Origin of the sequence: Salipiger pallidus, assembly GCF_014643635.1 — a bacterium.
Classification (GTDB): domain Bacteria; phylum Pseudomonadota; class Alphaproteobacteria; order Rhodobacterales; family Rhodobacteraceae; genus Salipiger; species Salipiger pallidus.
On record NZ_BMJV01000005.1, the window covers coordinates 152,204 to 167,957 of the forward strand.

The 15,754-nt window shown below is 65.6% G+C and carries 18 protein-coding genes; 6 read left to right on the top strand and 12 right to left on the bottom strand.

What is annotated here, in order from left to right; genetic code table 11:
• Window positions 1–14: 14 nt before the first annotated feature.
• Both IEX41_RS12805 and IEX41_RS12810 read right to left on the bottom strand, forming a co-directional pair.
• Window positions 15–572 carry a peptidylprolyl isomerase gene (locus tag IEX41_RS12805; RefSeq protein WP_188790649.1) on the bottom strand — a complete coding sequence of 186 codons (558 nt, stop codon included), beginning with the start codon at window positions 570–572 and terminating at the stop codon, window positions 15–17.
• Window positions 559–1,071 (bottom strand): peptidylprolyl isomerase, encoded by a 513-nt coding sequence (locus IEX41_RS12810; RefSeq protein ID WP_188790650.1) that lies wholly within the window; start codon window positions 1,069–1,071, stop codon window positions 559–561. Before IEX41_RS12810 ends, IEX41_RS12805 begins: the two co-directional genes overlap by 14 nt.
• A 156-nt stretch (window positions 1,072–1,227) precedes the next feature.
• On the opposite strand from IEX41_RS12810, the gene IEX41_RS12815 reads away from it, so the two are divergent.
• The 3 genes from IEX41_RS12815 to IEX41_RS12825 all read left to right on the top strand — a co-directional run bounded on the left by IEX41_RS12815 (window position 1,228) and on the right by IEX41_RS12825 (window position 3,523).
• Window positions 1,228–2,406, top strand: a complete 1,179-nt coding sequence (locus IEX41_RS12815; protein WP_188790651.1) for a phosphoglycerate kinase — start codon at window positions 1,228–1,230, stop codon at window positions 2,404–2,406.
• Window positions 2,407–2,765: 359 nt separating this feature from the next.
• Window positions 2,766–3,065 carry an FtsB family cell division protein gene (locus IEX41_RS12820; RefSeq protein WP_188790652.1) on the top strand — a complete coding sequence of 100 codons (300 nt, stop codon included), beginning with the start codon at window positions 2,766–2,768 and terminating at the stop codon, window positions 3,063–3,065.
• Between the two features lie 314 nt (window positions 3,066–3,379).
• A complete protein-coding gene (locus IEX41_RS12825) occupies window positions 3,380–3,523 on the top strand; it encodes a hypothetical protein (RefSeq protein WP_188790653.1) in 144 nt (47 codons plus the stop codon).
• A 305-nt stretch (window positions 3,524–3,828) separates the two neighbouring features.
• On the opposite strand, the gene IEX41_RS12830 is transcribed toward IEX41_RS12825, so the two are convergent.
• The 10 genes from IEX41_RS12830 to yajC all read right to left on the bottom strand — a co-directional run bounded on the left by IEX41_RS12830 (window position 3,829) and on the right by yajC (window position 11,062).
• A complete protein-coding gene (locus tag IEX41_RS12830) occupies window positions 3,829–4,398 on the bottom strand; it encodes a DsbE family thiol:disulfide interchange protein (protein ID WP_229673202.1) in 570 nt (189 codons plus the stop codon).
• Window positions 4,391–4,549 (bottom strand): heme exporter protein CcmD, encoded by a 159-nt coding sequence (gene ccmD, locus IEX41_RS12835; RefSeq protein ID WP_188790654.1) that lies wholly within the window; start codon window positions 4,547–4,549, stop codon window positions 4,391–4,393. The genes IEX41_RS12830 and ccmD overlap by 8 nt, the downstream gene beginning before the upstream one ends.
• Entirely contained in the window at window positions 4,546–5,274 is a 729-nt protein-coding gene (locus IEX41_RS12840) for a heme ABC transporter permease (protein WP_188790655.1), read from the bottom strand. Before IEX41_RS12840 ends, ccmD begins: the two co-directional genes overlap by 4 nt.
• Window positions 5,275–5,449: 175 nt before the next feature.
• Window positions 5,450–6,112, bottom strand: coding sequence for a heme exporter protein CcmB (gene ccmB / locus IEX41_RS12845; protein WP_188790656.1), 663 nt, complete (start codon window positions 6,110–6,112; stop codon window positions 5,450–5,452).
• Window positions 6,109–6,723 carry a heme ABC exporter ATP-binding protein CcmA gene (gene ccmA, locus IEX41_RS12850; RefSeq protein WP_188790657.1) on the bottom strand — a complete coding sequence of 205 codons (615 nt, stop codon included), beginning with the start codon at window positions 6,721–6,723 and terminating at the stop codon, window positions 6,109–6,111. The genes ccmB and ccmA overlap by 4 nt, the downstream gene beginning before the upstream one ends.
• Window positions 6,724–7,002: 279 nt before the next feature.
• Window positions 7,003–7,356: an Mth938-like domain-containing protein gene (locus tag IEX41_RS12855; RefSeq protein ID WP_188790658.1), complete on the bottom strand. Its 354-nt coding sequence runs from the start codon at window positions 7,354–7,356 to the stop codon at window positions 7,003–7,005.
• Between the two features lie 10 nt (window positions 7,357–7,366).
• A complete protein-coding gene (locus IEX41_RS12860) occupies window positions 7,367–8,119 on the bottom strand; it encodes a sulfite exporter TauE/SafE family protein (protein ID WP_188790659.1) in 753 nt (250 codons plus the stop codon).
• Window positions 8,112–9,080 (bottom strand): protein translocase subunit SecF, encoded by a 969-nt coding sequence (gene secF / locus IEX41_RS12865; protein ID WP_188790660.1) that lies wholly within the window; start codon window positions 9,078–9,080, stop codon window positions 8,112–8,114. Before secF ends, IEX41_RS12860 begins: the two co-directional genes overlap by 8 nt.
• 1 nt (window position 9,081) lies before the next feature.
• Complete coding sequence (gene secD / locus IEX41_RS12870; RefSeq protein WP_188790661.1) at window positions 9,082–10,743, bottom strand: protein translocase subunit SecD; 1,662 nt, start codon at window positions 10,741–10,743, stop codon at window positions 9,082–9,084.
• 31 nt (window positions 10,744–10,774) lie between these two features.
• On the bottom strand, window positions 10,775–11,062 hold the full coding sequence (yajC, locus tag IEX41_RS12875; protein WP_188790662.1) for a preprotein translocase subunit YajC: 288 nt from the start codon (window positions 11,060–11,062) through the stop codon (window positions 10,775–10,777).
• Window positions 11,063–11,431: 369 nt separating this feature from the next.
• Between yajC and IEX41_RS12880 the strand changes: the two genes are divergently transcribed.
• From IEX41_RS12880 to IEX41_RS12890, 3 genes are all read left to right on the top strand, one after another.
• Entirely contained in the window at window positions 11,432–12,451 is a 1,020-nt protein-coding gene (locus IEX41_RS12880; protein WP_188790663.1) for a family 8 glycosyl hydrolase, read from the top strand.
• Window positions 12,452–12,573: 122 nt separating this feature from the next.
• Entirely contained in the window at window positions 12,574–13,746 is a 1,173-nt protein-coding gene (locus IEX41_RS12885; protein WP_188790664.1) for an HlyD family secretion protein, read from the top strand.
• Window positions 13,746–15,725 carry a glycosyltransferase gene (locus IEX41_RS12890; protein WP_188790665.1) on the top strand — a complete coding sequence of 660 codons (1,980 nt, stop codon included), beginning with the start codon at window positions 13,746–13,748 and terminating at the stop codon, window positions 15,723–15,725. Before IEX41_RS12885 ends, IEX41_RS12890 begins: the two co-directional genes overlap by 1 nt.
• Window positions 15,726–15,754 lie beyond the last annotated feature (29 nt).

A 15,754-nucleotide genomic window follows, 5' to 3' on the forward strand; every position in this document is an offset into this window, starting at 1 on the left:
AGCGCACTGATGAATCAGTCAGTGACGGTGACGCTCTCGATCTGGTCGGGCACGCCGATGACGGCACCATTCCCGCCAGTGCCACGCTTGATCGCGTCCACCACGTCCATGCCGCTCGTCACCTCGCCAACGGCGGTGTACTGGCCGTTGAGATGCGGCGCCGGCGCGAACATGATGAAGAACTGCGAATTCGCCGAATTCGGGTTCTGCGAGCGAGCCATGCCCACGATGCCACGATCAAAACTGCGGTCCGAGAACTCGGCCGAAAGGTTGGGCATGTCTGAACCGCCGGTCCCGGCAAGACGCATGTCCTGCCCGACCCGGCCATACTGAACGTCGCCGGTCTGCGCCATGAACCCGTCGATCACGCGGTGGAACACCACGCCGTCGTATTCACCCGCCTCCGCCAGGGAGATCAACCGCTCCGCATGTTGCGGCGCGACATCATCGAAAAGCTCGATGTGGAAAGTGCCGTTGGCCCCTTCCCCGGTCACGGTCACATCCAGCCCTTCGGCCAGAGCGGGTGCCGCCACAAGGCAGAGCCCGGCGGCAACGAGATTACGAAACCACATCGGCTGCCACCTTCACGCTGACCATCTGGTCGGGATCCGCGGGCGGCTCGCCCCGGGTGATCGCGTCCACGTGGGCCATGCCCTCGATCACGCGGCCATAGACCGTGTACTGACCGTTGAGGAAATGGTTGTCCTTGAAGTTGATGAAGAACTGCGAGTTCGCCGAGTTCGGGTTCATCGAACGAGCCGCCCCCAGTGTGCCGCGATCATGTGGCAACTTCGAGAATTCCGCCGGCAGATCCGGCAGGTCCGATCCACCGGTGCCCGCACGGCGCAGGTTGAAGCCCTCGCCGGACTTGCCATGCTCCACGTCACCGGTCTGCGCCATGAAACCGTCGATGACGCGGTGGAAGACGACGCCGTCATAGGCACCGGCCCGTGCCAGTTCCTTCATGCGCTCCGCGTGCTTCGGCGCCACGTCCGGCAGCAGCTCGATCACCACGGTGCCATCCTTCAGCTCGAGGATGATGGTGTTCTCGGGATCCTTGATCTCGGCCATGTGCAATACTCCGTTATGCGCCAAACCAATGTCCTGCCATGTAATCCGACCACATACAAATGCCAAGGGAGCGGAACGGCCAGGCGCCCCATCGCATTGACCTCGTTCGTCCTTCGGGGCAGACCAACATTAACGAATTTCTCAGGAGGACGACCTATGGCCTGGAAGACGCTCGACCAGATGGAGCTTGACGGCAAGCGGGTGCTCACCCGCGTCGACATCAACGTGCCGGTGGAAGACGGCCGCGTCACCGATGCCACCCGCATCGAGCGCATCGCGCCCACCGTGCAGGACATCCTGTCCCGTGGCGGCATCCCGGTGCTTCTCGCCCACTTCGGCCGCCCCAAGGGCAAGCCGGTGCCCGAGATGTCGCTCAAGATGCTGGTTCCCGCCCTCGAGGCCGCCTTCGGCACGACCGTCGCCTTCGCCACTCTGGACGAGGCAGAGTCGGTGATCGCCGCCGCCGAAAAGGGCCAGGTGGTTCTGCTGGAAAACACCCGCTTCGAGCCGGGCGAGGAAAAGAACGACCCCGAGCTGGCGAAAACCTACGCCGCCCTCGGTGACGTTTACTGCAACGACGCCTTTTCCGCCGCCCACCGCGCCCATGCCTCCACCGAGGCGCTCGCCCGCCTGCTGCCCGCCTGCGCAGGCCGCCTGATGCAGGCCGAGCTCGAGGCGCTCGAGGCCGCACTTGGCGACCCCAAGCGCCCGGTACTCGCTGTGGTCGGTGGTGCCAAGGTATCGACCAAGCTCGAACTGCTGGGCAACCTCGTGGAGAAGGTCGACATCCTCGTCATCGGCGGCGGCATGGCCAACACCTTCCTTGCGGCGCAAGGCATCGACGTGGGCAAGTCGCTCTGCGAGCATGACATGACCGGCACCGCCAAGGAAATCGCGGAAAAGGCCATGTCCACCGGCTGTGAGATCCTGCTGCCGCGCGACGTGGTCGTTGCCCGAGAATTCCGCGAGAACGCCCCGTCCGAGGTCGTGCCCGCGGAAAACTGCCCTGCCGACGCGATGATCCTCGATGCCGGCCCAGACAGCGTCGCGCATGTGGAGCAGGCCATTGAACGCGCCGAGACCCTGATCTGGAACGGCCCCCTCGGTGCCTTCGAGATCGCCCCCTTCGACAAGGCCACCAACGCCGCCGCCGCCTATGCCGCGAAGGCCACGGCCAATGGCAAGCTGGTGTCGGTCGCAGGTGGCGGTGACACCGTTGCCGCGCTCAACAAGGCGGGCGCGTCGGGCGACTTCACCTATATCTCCACCGCTGGCGGCGCCTTCCTCGAATGGATGGAAGGTAAAGAGCTGCCCGGCGTGTCGGCCCTCGGCTGACCAGAATACCAAGGCGGGCCCGAACGCGGCCCGCCCCCTCACGGCCCCGGCTTTCTTCTCGTTGAAAAATGCGCTCGGGGGAGCCCGCGCCAGCGGACGGGGCAGAGCCCCTTGTTCGCAAGCCCGGCCGGGGTCACAGCAGTCGAGCACGTCGTCTGATGGCACCGCAGTGCGTGCCGCCATGGGGCATCACGCTCCTGTGACAACCCCATCAGGGCAATCCTGCCACGCAAACCCGAGTTTCCGCATCCCGCTGAAAAAGGGGGATTTGCAAGGCGAATCACCTGTGTCAAAGTCATCCTCACGCATCCGGAAGAGGTGCGATCCATGAGTCAGAGCAGCTAGGCAGACGCGTCAATATGAACGCAAGGCGCAAACCCGCAGTCGGGATTCTCGTATACGCAACCGTGACCTTCGGTCTTTCGGCCTATTTCGTCTTTGCCGCCGTGCAGGGCGATTTCGGGCTGTTCAGACGCGCGGAGATCGAGGTGGAGGGCAACCGGCTTACTGCCGAGCTCGCCCAGCTCGAGTCCGAGGTCGAGCGGATGGAGAACCTCACCCTGCGGCTTTCGGACGATTACCTCGACCTTGACCTGCTGGATCAGCAGGCGCGCGATGTGATCGGCCTGATGCGCTCGGACGAGATCGTCGTCCGCTAAGGCGGGCCCGTCTTTCGTCCCGTTCCCGGCTTGCAGGCCCACCGGTCGATCCCCGCCCGGAGCCAGCGCAATGCCGCCGCGTTTCACATCTGCAAGGCCTTGGGCCTACGGGTTAAGTTACCATTTCCGTCGCCACGACTTTCGGTTTTGACCGGTTCTGCGGCGGAACTTCGCCCGAACGCCCATGCCTCAGGCAGAGCCCCGCCGCTTTCGGCCATGTCCATCGGATTGCTTCCATTGCGCGCTTGAAGATTGGCCGCCGGGCTGCCCATCTTCAAGGGATAGAAACCGGCGCATATGCTTTGAGGCAGCAAATGAAAGTGCTTACCATCCTGCAGGCAACAGCCCTTGCCTTCCTGGCCATCTTCGGTGCCTTCGCGGCACAGGGACAGGCTCAGTCCGTACCGCCCAAGGCGGCCTGCATTCAGCAGGAAACCGGTGCGCCCTGCGATCTCTGAGGGGCGCGATGCGTGAGCTGACGCCGCGCATCGCAGGCCATCCGGCGCGTCTTTTGGTTCTGGGACAAGGGGGCTCTGCCCCCCGCCGCTGGCGCGGACTTCCCGGGCGTATCTTTTAAGAGAAGAAGACAGGGGCGCGGCTTCAGAGCGGCGCCCTGCTTGTTTCGACCTTATTCGGGCGCGACGGGGCTGGCCGTCGCAGCAGTTGTGGATCACGCGCACAGTGGTTTCCCGGGCCTAGCACCACTGCAAAGGCTGCCGACCCTGAACGTGCGGCAACCGGCGCCGCGCCCCTAGGGGTCCGGTCAGCGGCCGAGCGCTTCATTGAGCTTGGGCAGGAACACATCGGTGTAGAGTGTGCCTGCCAGTGGCCCCACGTGCTTGTGCACGATGGTGCCATCGCCCGCGACGATGAAGGTTTCGGGCGGGCCGGTGACGCCCCATTCGATTGCGGTGCGGCCCTGCGGGTCCTTGGGAACGCCCATGAAGGGCGAATCGTCCTCGGTCAGGTACTTGGCGGCATTGCCGTCCTGATCCTTGTAGTTGACGCCGACGATGCGCACGCCCTCGTCCTGAAGCTCCAGAAGGCGCGGGTGTTCTGCGCGGCAGGGTGGGCACCAGGAGGCCCAGAAGTTCACCACCGTCACCTCTCCGCTGCGCAGCGCGTTGTCGGAGACGGGCGGGAAGCCCGGCAGCGTCTCGGTGGGCAGAGCCGGCGCCTGGCGCCCGATAAAGGTCGAGGGCAGCACCGTGGTGTCGCCGCGCTGCATGCCGAAGAAGGCCATGATGGCAAAGCCCGCGAAAATCAGCGGGGGCAAGATCATCAGCACCGGCACGCGGCGGCGCGTTTTTTCGGACTGTCCGGTTTCAGCCATGACGTTTGCTCCTGTCCTCGACCCGTTCCAGATCGGCCCGCATCCGGCGTGCCCTCGCTACGCTGGCGAGCACCAGCACCGCCAGCAGGCCGAGGCTCACCCCATAGGAGGCCAGCACAGCGAAAGCGTATTTCCCGAGCTCGGGCATCATGCCTGTCTCTCCCGTGCGATGAGCGCGCGCATGCGGCGGGCGCGGATTTCCGTCTGGGTGCGCAGGAAGACCAGCGCGATGAACAGCAGCACAAAGCCCGCGATGCAGACCAGCGCCGGATACCAGAACACGTCCGCCACGTTCTCTTCCTTGTCGAGCGACAGCGACGCCCCTTGGTGCAGCCCCTGGTTCCAGAACAGCACCGCGTAGCGCGACAGGATCGCAAAGACCGACCCGACAAGGCAAAGGATGGACGTCAGGTCTGCCGCGGTGTCGTCATTTTCGATCGCCGACCAGAGCGCCATGTAGCCGAGGTAGAACAGGAACAGCACGAGGAACGAGGTCAGGCGCGGATCCCAGGCCCACCAGGTGCCCCACATGGGCTGGCCCCAGAACGCCCCCGTGGCCAGCGCGATCACCGTGAAGGTGGCGCCCACCGGGGCTGCGGCGCGAGCGGCCAGCGCCGAGACATGATGGCGCCGGATGATCCAGATCAGCGAAGCCACCAGCATCATCGCCCATGCGTTGATCGCCATCATGGCGGCGGGGACATGGATGTAGAAGATCTTGACCGTCGATCCCTGCCGGTAGTCGTCCGGCGTGAAGAAGAAGCCCCAGACCAGACCCACCACGAGGCAGATCGCCGCCCCGGCGGAGATCCACGGCAGGACGCGATCCGTCGTGCGGATGAACTTCACGGGGTTGGCATATTCCCAGATCGACATGGCCCTTGCCCCTATCTCAAAACCAAGGTGCTTTCACCTGAATTTTCCGTCAGCCGCAACCGCTTCGATGGTCGCGCCCCATGTTTGCCGATGCCGGTGTGCCCCGCCTTGATGCAGCGCAAGCGCCCTGCCCCTCTGCTCCGGCCCCACGCCCCTTGGCACAGCTGGATCACGGCTATCCTTGCCGCATGTTGATGCGCAGCACCGCCGCGCTGGCGAAGGGAAGCAGGGCTATGACCCCGGCGCTGATGCCACCCAGCAGCAGCAGAGGAGTCTGCACGGACAGCCCCTCGGCCCCGCGCCGCGCCACTTCCGCGCCAAAGATCAGCGTCGGCACGTAAAGCGGCAGCACCAGAAGCGACAGGAGCAGCCCGCCACGCTTGATCCCCACGGTGAGCGCCGCGCCGAAGGTACCAATCACCGACAGCGCGGGTGTCCCCACCGCCAGTGACACCGTGACCCACAGGTAACCCGGCGCGGGCAGGCTCAGCAGCACGCCGAGAAGAGGCGCCACCAAAACCAGCGGTAGACCGGAGGTCAGCCAGTGGGCCAGAGCCTTGACCGTGACGATGCCCTCGCTGGGCAAAGGCGCGGTCACCAGCAGCTCGAGCGAGCCGTCCTCGTGATCGAGCGCAAAGATCCGGTCGAGCGACAGAAGGCAGGCCAGCAGCGCCCCGATCCAGAGCACGCCCGGCGCGATGCGCGACAGAAGGCCGGTCTCCGGGCCAACTCCGAAGGGCACCAGCAACGTCAGGATGAGAAAGAACGACAGACCGAGGCCAAAGCCCCCTCCGGCGCGGACCGCCAGCCTCAGGTCTCGGATCAGCAGCGCGATCACAGGAAAGCCTCGTCAAGCACCGACGCCCGAGGTGACGCCTTGTAGGGGGCGACGTCGAGCACCTCGGCTTCGGGGATGCCGAGGTCGATATGGGTTGCCATGAGCGCCGAGCCCCCGGCCCCAAGATGCCGCCGCACGACGCTGGCAAACAGGGCTACGGACGCCGTATCGAGCGACACCGTCGGCTCGTCCAGCACCCATAGCGGGCGCCCGGTGACCACCAGCCGTGCGAGGCCGAGGCGGCGCTTCTGACCCGCCGACAGGTTTCCGGCAAGGCGGTCTGCCAAAGGCTCCAATTGGAAGTCCGACAGCGCCTGCGCGATGTCCGTCCCGCCAAAGACCTGCGCCCAGAAGGTCAGGTTCTCGGTCACGGTGAGCATGGATTTCAGGCCGTCGGAATGGGCGGCGTAGGCGATGCGCTCGCCCGCGCCGTCCACCGTTCCGGCGAAGGCAGGCTGAAGCCCGGCGACCGTGCGCAGCAGTGTTGTCTTGCCCGACCCGTTCGGCCCGCGCAGCACCAGCGCCGTTCCCGGCGCGACCGAGAAGGTCAGCCCTTCGAGCACCGGAATGCCCCCGCGGGCCACCGCCAGATCCGTCACGTTCAGCATCATGCCTAAGCCCTTAGCGCAGCCCGCAACCTTGGGAAAGCCCCACCATGCGGGGGCATGTGTCCTTCCTCGGGTCGCCATGCCTCGGACGCATTCGATGGCCGAGGCATCCCCTTTTCAGGAGATAGCAAGGACAGACCGAAGCAAGGCCCAGTCAACGCAGAAACAGGAGACCATGGCCGGGCGAAAGCGACGCTTGAGCGCGATAATGCAGAGCCGTCACGCCCGGGACTGCCCGGTTCGCAGACGGACCAACTTTCGATCAGACCGAAGATCTGCAGCTCAGACTGGCATCACCGCGAGGGCGACACGGCGGCCTTCGCCAAGAAGCACGTTGTAGGTGCGACAGGCCGATGGCGTGCTCATCACTTCGACACCAAGGCCGCTTTCCTGAAGCCTTGCCAGAGTGGAGGCGGTCAGCGGTTCCATCTGGCTTCCGGTACCGACAAGCAGCACGTCCACCTCTCCGGCCAATTCAAGGAGCGGGTCAAGATCCTCCAGCCCGCCCCAGGCGACCAAGCCTTCGATGGACAGACACAGCGCGCCATCCACTGGCCTGCCTCCGACCCGGAAGAAACCGGGGCCGTAGCCATCGACTGGTTGCGCCGCTCCGAAGCCAATTTCCTTCATCTGCATGGCGATTCCCCTAATCCCATACCGGCAGCCCCAGCAAGATAGCCGTCCCGATGATTCCGTAGGCCACAACACGGTATCCCTCCTCCCGCGCTGGTACGAATAACGTCTGGCCCACCTTCGTGCCCAGACCATAGGGGACAAGCATCAGAAAACCAAGCGCAATGGCCGACGCCGATAAGATGCCTCGAAAAGCCATCATTGGCACAAGCATCGTCGAGGTCACGGTGAGAAAGACCAGCGTGGTGGCGCGGGACCGGGCGACACCCTCCTGTCCGGAAAGCTGGAACAGGATGAGCACCGGACCCAGAAGCCCCGTGGCGCCTCCGACGAGGCCGGTTGCGGCGGCTACCCCCGCCCGGGTCGCAGGACCCGGCGTGGTACGGTATCGCCAGCCCGCCATCAGCGCCAGCAATGTCACCGAGGACACCGCAATGACGCCCCAGCGCAGGGCGACGGTGTCCGCATGGGCCAGCACCAGCAGGCCAAGCGCGATGAATGGCAGCGCCACGGCGATCATCACGCCGCTCTGGGCCCGATCCACCTGCCGTAGCGCGGCGGGCAGCACCGTGAAGACAGACGCCATCGCAGCCAGGTTAAAGGACGCGATGGCGCTTTCCATGGGAAGGAAGATGGCCCCGACGGGCATGAAGATCAGCGCCGCGCCGAAACCGGCAAAGCCGTAGACGACCCCGGCAACAAAGCACGTCGCCAGAAGCCATCCAAGCCCCGGCACCGCCAGGGCTTGGACAAAGGCCTCAGACACTCGAGCCGTCGGGCTGGCGTTCCTCGGCCTCGGGCTTGGACCAGTCGCGCTTGACACCGAACCACAGCAGCATGGCCGAGGCGACGAAGATCGAGGAATAGGTGCCGACGAACACGCCCCAGATCATCGCGAAGACAAAGCCCCGGATCACGTCGCCGCCAAGCGCGAACAGCGCAAACAGCGCCAGCAACGTGGTCAGCGAGGTCATGATCGTACGCGACAGGGTCTCGTTGATCGAAAGGTTCAGCACCTCCTTGAGGGGGCGCTTCTTGTACTTGATGAGGTTCTCGCGGACGCGGTCGTAGACCACCACCGTGTCGTTCAGTGAGTAGCCAACGATGGTCAGCAGCGCCGCAATGGTGGTGAGGTCGAACTGGATCGCAACCTCCGAGAACACCCCGATGGTCAGCACCACGTCATGCACCAGCGCCAGCACGGCGCCGGCCGCGAACTGCCATTCGAAGCGCAGCCAGATGTAGATCAGCACCGCACCCATGGCGAGTGCCACGGCGATGAAGGCTGTCTGAATCAGCTCACCCGAGACCTTGGGGCCGACGCTGTCGACCTGCAGGAACTCGATGTCCGGAGCGACCTCCTGAAGCGCGGCCTCCACGGTGGCGATGGTTTCGGGGGTGACCGATTCCACCTCGTTCTGGGCCTGGATGCGGACGCTGGCCACGTTCTGGTCGGGGCCGAAGGACGGATCGTAAATCTCGGTGATCGAGATATCGCCCAGCTCGAGCGCGTCCATGGCCGCGCGGTAGGCGCCCACATCCACAGGCTCGGCACTCTGGGTCCGGATGGTGGTACCGCCGCGGAAGTCGATGCCGTAGTTCAGGCCCCTGACCGCGAAGCTGGCCAGAGCCAGCAGGATCAGGACACCGGAAATGCCAAGCCAGACCTTCCAGTGCTTGAAGAAGTCGAACGAGGTTTCGTCGCGGACAAGTCGAAGGTGGCGCATATCAGATCTCCAGCGTCCGGGGACGGCGACGTTCGAACCACATGACGATCAGCAGGCGCGTCACCCAGATGGCGGTGAACACCGAGGTGATGATGCCAAGGCCCAGGGTGATGGCAAAGCCGCGCACCGGCCCCGAGCCCATCACGTAAAGGATGATCGCGGTGATGATGGTGGTGATGTTGGCGTCGACGATGGCCGACAGGGCGCGCGAATAGCCAAGCTCGATGGCCCGGGCGGGGCCGCGCGCGGATTTCATTTCCTCGCGGATGCGCTCGAAGATCAGCACGTTGGCGTCCACGGCCATGCCCACGGTCAGCACGATGCCCGCGATGCCCGGCAGGGTCAGCGTCGCCCCGATGCTGGACAGCACCCCGAGGATCAGCGCGATGTTGAGCACCAGCGCGATGTTGGCGAAGAAGCCGAAGAGGCCGTAGGTGGCGAACATGAACACCAGCACGAGGCCGAAGGCCACGGCGGTGGCCAGCTTGCCTGCGTCGATGCTGTCCTGCCCCAGCTGCGGGCCGACGGTGCGTTCCTCGAGGAAATCAAGTTCGGCGGGCAGCGCACCGGCGCGCAGCAGCACGGCGAGGTTGGTGGATTCCTCGACGGTGAAGTTGCCGGTGATGATGCCCGAGCCGCCGGGAATGTGGCTCTGGATCACCGGGGCCGAGATCACCTCGTCATCGAGCACGATGGCGAAGGGCGAGCCGATGTTGGCCGCCGTGTAGTCGCCGAAGGCGCGCGCCCCGCCGGGGTTGAAGCGGAAGGTGACCGCGGGCCGCCCGTTCTGGTCGAAGGACGGCTGGCTGTCGGTCAGCTGCTCACCGGTGACCACGGGCGCCTGTTCGAGAACGTAATACACGCCCTCCTCGTCCAGCGACGGCAGGACCTCGTTGCCGCTGCCGGGCACTTCGTTTGCATCGGCGGTGCGCGACACAACCGGCTGGAAGGTCAGCTGCGCGGTGGTGCCGATGATCGCCTTCAGCTCGTCCGCCGAGCCAAGGCCCGGCACCTCGATGAGGATGCGGTCGGCGCCCTGGCGCTGGATGGTGGGCTCGCGGGTGCCCACCTCGTCGATGCGGCGGCGGATGATCTCGAGCGACTGCTGCATGGTGCGCTCGTCAGTGGCCTGACGTTCGGCCTCCGACAGCTCGATGACGACATCGCTGCCTTCGCCCGACACCGCAAGGTCGGTGGTGCCTGCCCCGGTGAGGGAGGCCACGGGCTGCGCAAGGCCGCGCACCACTTCAAGCGCGCGGGCCATGCCGTCGGGGTTGGAAATACGGACGCGCAGCGTGCCGGGGGCACTGTCCTGCAGGCGGATGGTGCCCACGTCCGAGCGGGCGTCGCGCAGGGCGTCGCGCACAGTCGGCCAGAAGCTTTCCATCCGGGATTCGTAGACCTCGGCCAGCCGCACCTCGGTCAGAAGATGCGCGCCGCCCCGAAGGTCGAGCCCGAGGTTCACGAGGTTCGAGGGCAGCCACGAGGGCCACTGCCCCGCCTGCGCCTCGAGCTCGGGGGTGGCCCCCGAAGTTTCGATGCGGCTCAGGGCATCGTTGTGCCCTTCGACGCGGTTGTAGAAGAGGTTCGGCGCCGCAAGCACGAGGCCCGCCACCACCAGCGCCCAGATCAGGGCGCGTTTCCAGGTTTCGATCTGCAGCATGTGCGGCGCCTTCAGGGGTCTTGGAGAAAGATCAGCTCTCGGCCGGTTCGGTCTTGGAGAGAACGGTGGTGATGGTGTTCTGCACCACACGGACCTTCACGCCTTCGGCGATCTCGATCTCGACCTCGTTGCCTTCCTTGACCTTGGACACCTTGCCGATGATGCCGCCTTGCGTCACCACCTGGTCGCCCCGGCGAAGGGCCGCGACCATCTTCTGATGCTCCTTCATCTTCTTCTGCTGCGGGCGGATCAGCAGGAAGTACATGATCGCGAAGATCAGGATCAGCGGGACGAACTGGGCAATGGCGCTGCCATCCATGGGCGGGCTCCTCTTTGGGGTAAAGGGGGGCATCCGCCCCGGTCTGAAGTCGCGCGGAACCTATGTGCAGGCGGACCCGGATGCAAGGAGCCTCAAGGGCATCGCCGGACGATCTGCGCATTCACGTCACGCGCCCTTGGCCAGTGCACCGGGTGGGTGGCAGGACTGCCCCGGGTTCGGGCGCCAGTGCACGTCCCCTGCCCGGCCGGTCGTTCCATCAGTATGAAACCGTGTTGCCGCAGCGCGAACCGCAGTTTTCAAATCTGTCCCGCCCTTCAGCGTGGCAGCGTCGGCACATCCCGGCCCGACCCGCGATCACCTCCGCGCGAGCCTATCGCCAGCGCTGCCATGTCACGGTATGAACGGCGCATGACGCTCCGCCTCCTCGCGCGCCGCCAGCTTGTTTTCGGCCTTGCAGGTCTTGCCGTGACGCCCTTGCGCGCCCGGGCTGAAACTGCATTTCCGGCGGCCCGCGCGCAATCCGGCTGGGAGGCGTGGAAGGCGGCCTTCCTCGCCCCCGAGGGCCGCGTCATCGACGGCGGACAGGACCGCATCAGCCACTCTGAAGGGCAGGCCTACGGGCTGCTCCTCGCACAGGCCCATGGCGACCGCGAGGCCTTCGAGCGCATCGAAGGCTGGACCCGCGCGACGTTGGCCAGCCGGCAGGATGCGCTGATGGCGTGGAAGTGGCAGGACGGACAGGTCGGGGATTGGCGCAATGCCACCGACGGTGACCTGCTGCGGGCATGGGCCCTGCTGCGCGCTGCCCGCGATTCCGGTTGGGGCGATTACGGGGCAACGGTCGCTGCCATCACCCACGACATCGTGACGATCTGCCTCGCCCCCGACCCGCGCCGCCCCGAAGAGCCGCTTCTGAAACCCGCGGACCAGTCGCTTGCCACCCCCGAGGCGGTGCTGGTGAATCCCTCCTATTACCTGCCGCGCGCGATGATCGAACTCGGGGAGGCCACCGGCCAACCCGCGCTTGTGCGCGCCGCCGCCCATGGAGAACGGCTGCTTACCGATCCCGCCGCCCTGCGTGACTGGATCACCGTGTCCACAGAGGGCATCCGCCCGGCCGAGGGGTTCGACGACCGCTTTGGCTGGGATGCGCTGCGCATCCCGCTTTACCTTGCTTGGTCGGGGCGGAACGATCACCCCGCCATGGCCCTCAGCCGCGACCGGCTCGCCCGTGCCACCGCACCGGGGCACGTGGCTGTGGTCACCGGCCCCCGCGGCGGCCTGCGCCACCAGAGCAACGCCCCCGGCTTTCGCGCCATCGCTGACATCGCCGCGGGACGCAGCCCTGTGCCGCCGGGAGAGACGTCGCAGGGTTATTACCCCTCGACGCTTGGACTGTTGGCGGAACTCTCGCAAAAAGAGAATTAACTGCCGCAAAATTCACACAATTATCTGAGAGGGGACGGGCGGATATTGGAAGTCCCCGCCAGCTGGGACACACTACCCCAATCCCTCGGAACGGGCGCCCCTGCCCCGCAAAGGAGAACGCCATGAAGCTCCTGAGACTGTTTCTCAGCGTTGCCCTCATTCTTGTCGCCCTTTGGGTGATCGTCGCCGAACAGATGACCGGCGCCAGCGCCAACGCGGTGGTGAACGCGCCGCTGGTCAACGTGCGCGCCAGCACCGCCGGCACCCTCACCTTGGCCGACCGGCCCTTTGGTGCCTACGTTCAGCGCGGTGAAACGCTGGGGTCGATCAACGACGAGGTTGTCGACAGCGTGCGGCTCAATGACCTGCGCATGGAACAGTCCTTTGCCGAGGCCGAGCTTTCCCGGCTTGAGGCCGAGCTGGCCAGCACCCGCGCGGTCCGCGAGCGGCTCGTCGAGCGCACCAACACCTTCCAGGCCCGCCGCCTTGATGAGTTGCGCACCCGGCTCGAACATGCGCGGACCCGGCTGGCCATCCTCGAAGAAGGTGATTTTCCGGACGAGACCGACCAGCGCCTGATCGATCTCGTGGGCGAAACGCCGGACATCCTGCCGCAGGAACCGGGCGTTGCGCCCTTGCTGCTCGACCACGCGCGCGAACGGGTGGAGCTGCTCGAGATCGCGTTGGCCGCGGCCGAAAGCGGCGTTTTCCTCGGGGACGGCTACAATGACAGCCCAAACGCCGGTCAAAGGGCCAACGAGCTTGAGACCGTGATCGCCGGACTCGAGGGGGCTGTGGAAGAGGCCCGCTCCCGTCTGGAGGCGGTGCACACCCGCGCCAGCCGTGAAGGCCTGCGGGTCAACACGCTTAGCGGCGGCGAGATCGTCTCTCCGGTCAGCGGCACCTACTGGGAGCTGATCGAGGCCGATGGCGTCACCGTGCAGCGCGGCGATCCGCTGCTGCGCATCGTCGATTGCGGCTCCAGCTTTGTCACCCTGTCCACCACCGAGCGCGTATTCAACAGCCTGCAGATCGGGGATTCCGCCAGCTTCCGCCTCACCGGGCGCGAACGGGTGATGGAGGCCACCGTGGCGCGCCTTGCGGGAACCGGTGCCGCGCGGCTTTACCAGAACATGGCCGTGGCGCCGTCGCAGCGGCACCTCGAGCGCTACGACGTGGCCCTGTTGGTGCCCGAATTGACGGCGGACCCGGAACGCGGCTGCGCCATCGGGCGCACCGGGCGGGCGTTCTTCGACAGCCGTCCGCTTGACTGGCTGCGCGGCCTCTTCGATTGATGCTGCCGTTTCCGCATGTGGGCGAGCTTGGCTCGGCAGCCATGTGGGTGTTGCTGGCCATCGGCGCGGGCGGCCTGCTTGCGTCCCTCGTGGACACGAAGAACACCCTGCACCGGTCGCTGATGCTTGGCGTGTCGGCGGTGTTGGCGCTGCGCTACATCATCTGGCGTGGCACCGACACGCTGGCCCCGCTGGCCTTTGACATCGACGCGCTGGCCAGCTGGCTGTTCTACACCATTGAGGCCATCGCCATGGTCGGATCGCTCAGCGCCTACGTCCTGCTCAGCCGGGTGAAGATCCGAAGCGACGAGGCGGACGCCAACAATGGCTGGTGGTGGCCTGCCGAGCCCAAGGTGGCCATCCTCATCGCCACCTACAACGAGGAAAAAGAAATCCTCGAGCGGACGATCGTCGGGGCGAAGTCCCTGCGCCATCTCAACAAGGAGATCGTCGTCTGCGACGACAAGCGCCGCGACTGGCTGCGCGATTACTGCGCCGAGATGGGCGTGCGCTACATGCGTCGCCCCACCAACGAAGGCCAGAAGGCGGGCAACATCAACCACGCGCTAGACCGGCTGGCCGAGGACGCGGTGCCGCCCGATTTCGTCGCAGTGCTGGACGCGGATTTCGTGCCGCACCGGGGCTTCATCTCGCGCACGCTGGCGCTGTTCCATGACCCCGAGGTGGGGCTGGTGCAGACCCCGCAGCATTTCTTCAACCCCGATCCGATCCAGCACAATTTCCACCTCAGCCGGTCTTACCCGGACGAGCAGCGGTTCTTCTTCGACCACATGCAGCCGTCGCGGGATGCGTGGGGTACGGCGATCTGCTGCGGCACCTCGTCGGTCGTGCGCTGGACCGCGCTGCGCGAGGTGGGCGGGTTCAATACCGAATCCGTGACCGAGGACTTCATGCTCACCCTCGTGCTCCAGAACATCGGCTGGCGTACGGTCTACCTGTCCGAAGCCTTGAGCGAAGGGCTGGCGCCCGAGGGCCTCAAGGAATACGTCACCCAGCGCGCCCGCTGGTGCCTTGGCCTCATGCAGATCGCCCGGTCCTCCATGGGTCCGCTCGCCAAGAGCAACCTGCGCCTGCGCGACCGTTGGAGCGTCATCGATTCGGTGATCTACTGGAGCTTCAGCTTCATCTTCCGGCTGTCGTGCATCGTGTTCCCACTCCTCTACTGGTATTTTGACGTCATCGTGGTCGATGCCTCGCTGCCCGACGTGATCCGCTATTTCGCGCCGTTCTACGTGTGGTCGCTGATCTCGATGAACATCCTAAGCCGCGGCACGCTGGTCCCGGTGCTCCATGACGTCAGCCAGATGCTGGGGGCCATCCCCATCACCCGGGCCGCCATCGCCGGGCTGTTCCGGCCCCATGGCCACCCGTTCTCTGTCACCGCCAAGGGGGGCGACCGGTCGAACGTTGTGGTGCAGTGGCGGCTGATGATGCCGTTCCTCATCGCCTTCATCCTCACGCTCGCGGCGCTGGTACTGGGCATCTTCTTCGACCGGTTCTCGACCTTCGAAGCCGGGGACGGCAAGTGGGTGATCCTGTTCTGGACCACCTACAACCTCATCGTGCTTGGAACGACCTGTCTTGCCTGCATCGAACAGCCCCGGCACGAAATCCACATCGCGGACAAGCCCGAGCGGGTGGCTTTCAGCACCGGCGAGAGGCGCTACCAGTTGTGGATCTCGTCGCTCACGCTCGACACGGCGCAGCTTCGCGGCCTCAGCCTGCCCATCGAAACCCGCGGCAGGATCGAGATTGCCGATGTTCCCGGCCCCATCGAAGCTTATGTCATCGCCTTGGTCTCAGACGGCCTGCGCCTGCAGCTTTTGCCCAACGACGCCCAGCGGGAGGCGCTGTTTGTCAAGTTCTATACCGAAGGGGACGAGCCGGGTGTGACGCAGGTCCGGCTGATCTCGCTGCTGTCTGACCTGGTTCACCGTTTTGGTGCGCACCGCGACTGACAGGGCTTGCAAGGCGCCCAGCCTCGCGG

Bases quoted from the DNA above. Each gene is read 5' to 3' on its own strand.
- IEX41_RS12805 (WP_188790649.1), bottom strand. From the start codon at position 572: ATGTGGTTTCGTAATCTCGTTGCCGCCGGGCTCTGCCTTGTGGCGGCA.
- IEX41_RS12810 (WP_188790650.1), bottom strand. From the start codon at position 1,071: ATGGCCGAGATCAAGGATCCCGAGAACACCATCATCCTCGAGCTGAAG.
- IEX41_RS12815 (WP_188790651.1), top strand. From the start codon at position 1,228: ATGGCCTGGAAGACGCTCGACCAGATGGAGCTTGACGGCAAGCGGGTG.
- IEX41_RS12820 (WP_188790652.1), top strand. From the start codon at position 2,766: ATGAACGCAAGGCGCAAACCCGCAGTCGGGATTCTCGTATACGCAACC.
- IEX41_RS12825 (WP_188790653.1), top strand. From the start codon at position 3,380: ATGAAAGTGCTTACCATCCTGCAGGCAACAGCCCTTGCCTTCCTGGCC.
- IEX41_RS12830 (WP_229673202.1), bottom strand. From the start codon at position 4,398: ATGGCTGAAACCGGACAGTCCGAAAAAACGCGCCGCCGCGTGCCGGTG.
- ccmD (WP_188790654.1), bottom strand. From the start codon at position 4,549: ATGATGCCCGAGCTCGGGAAATACGCTTTCGCTGTGCTGGCCTCCTAT.
- IEX41_RS12840 (WP_188790655.1), bottom strand. From the start codon at position 5,274: ATGTCGATCTGGGAATATGCCAACCCCGTGAAGTTCATCCGCACGACG.
- ccmA (WP_188790657.1), bottom strand. From the start codon at position 6,723: ATGATGCTGAACGTGACGGATCTGGCGGTGGCCCGCGGGGGCATTCCG.
- IEX41_RS12855 (WP_188790658.1), bottom strand. From the start codon at position 7,356: ATGCAGATGAAGGAAATTGGCTTCGGAGCGGCGCAACCAGTCGATGGC.
- secF (WP_188790660.1), bottom strand. From the start codon at position 9,080: ATGCGCCACCTTCGACTTGTCCGCGACGAAACCTCGTTCGACTTCTTC.
- secD (WP_188790661.1), bottom strand. From the start codon at position 10,743: ATGCTGCAGATCGAAACCTGGAAACGCGCCCTGATCTGGGCGCTGGTG.
- yajC (WP_188790662.1), bottom strand. From the start codon at position 11,062: ATGGATGGCAGCGCCATTGCCCAGTTCGTCCCGCTGATCCTGATCTTC.
- IEX41_RS12880 (WP_188790663.1), top strand. From the start codon at position 11,432: ATGACGCTCCGCCTCCTCGCGCGCCGCCAGCTTGTTTTCGGCCTTGCA.
- IEX41_RS12885 (WP_188790664.1), top strand. From the start codon at position 12,574: ATGAAGCTCCTGAGACTGTTTCTCAGCGTTGCCCTCATTCTTGTCGCC.
- IEX41_RS12890 (WP_188790665.1), top strand. From the start codon at position 13,746: ATGCTGCCGTTTCCGCATGTGGGCGAGCTTGGCTCGGCAGCCATGTGG.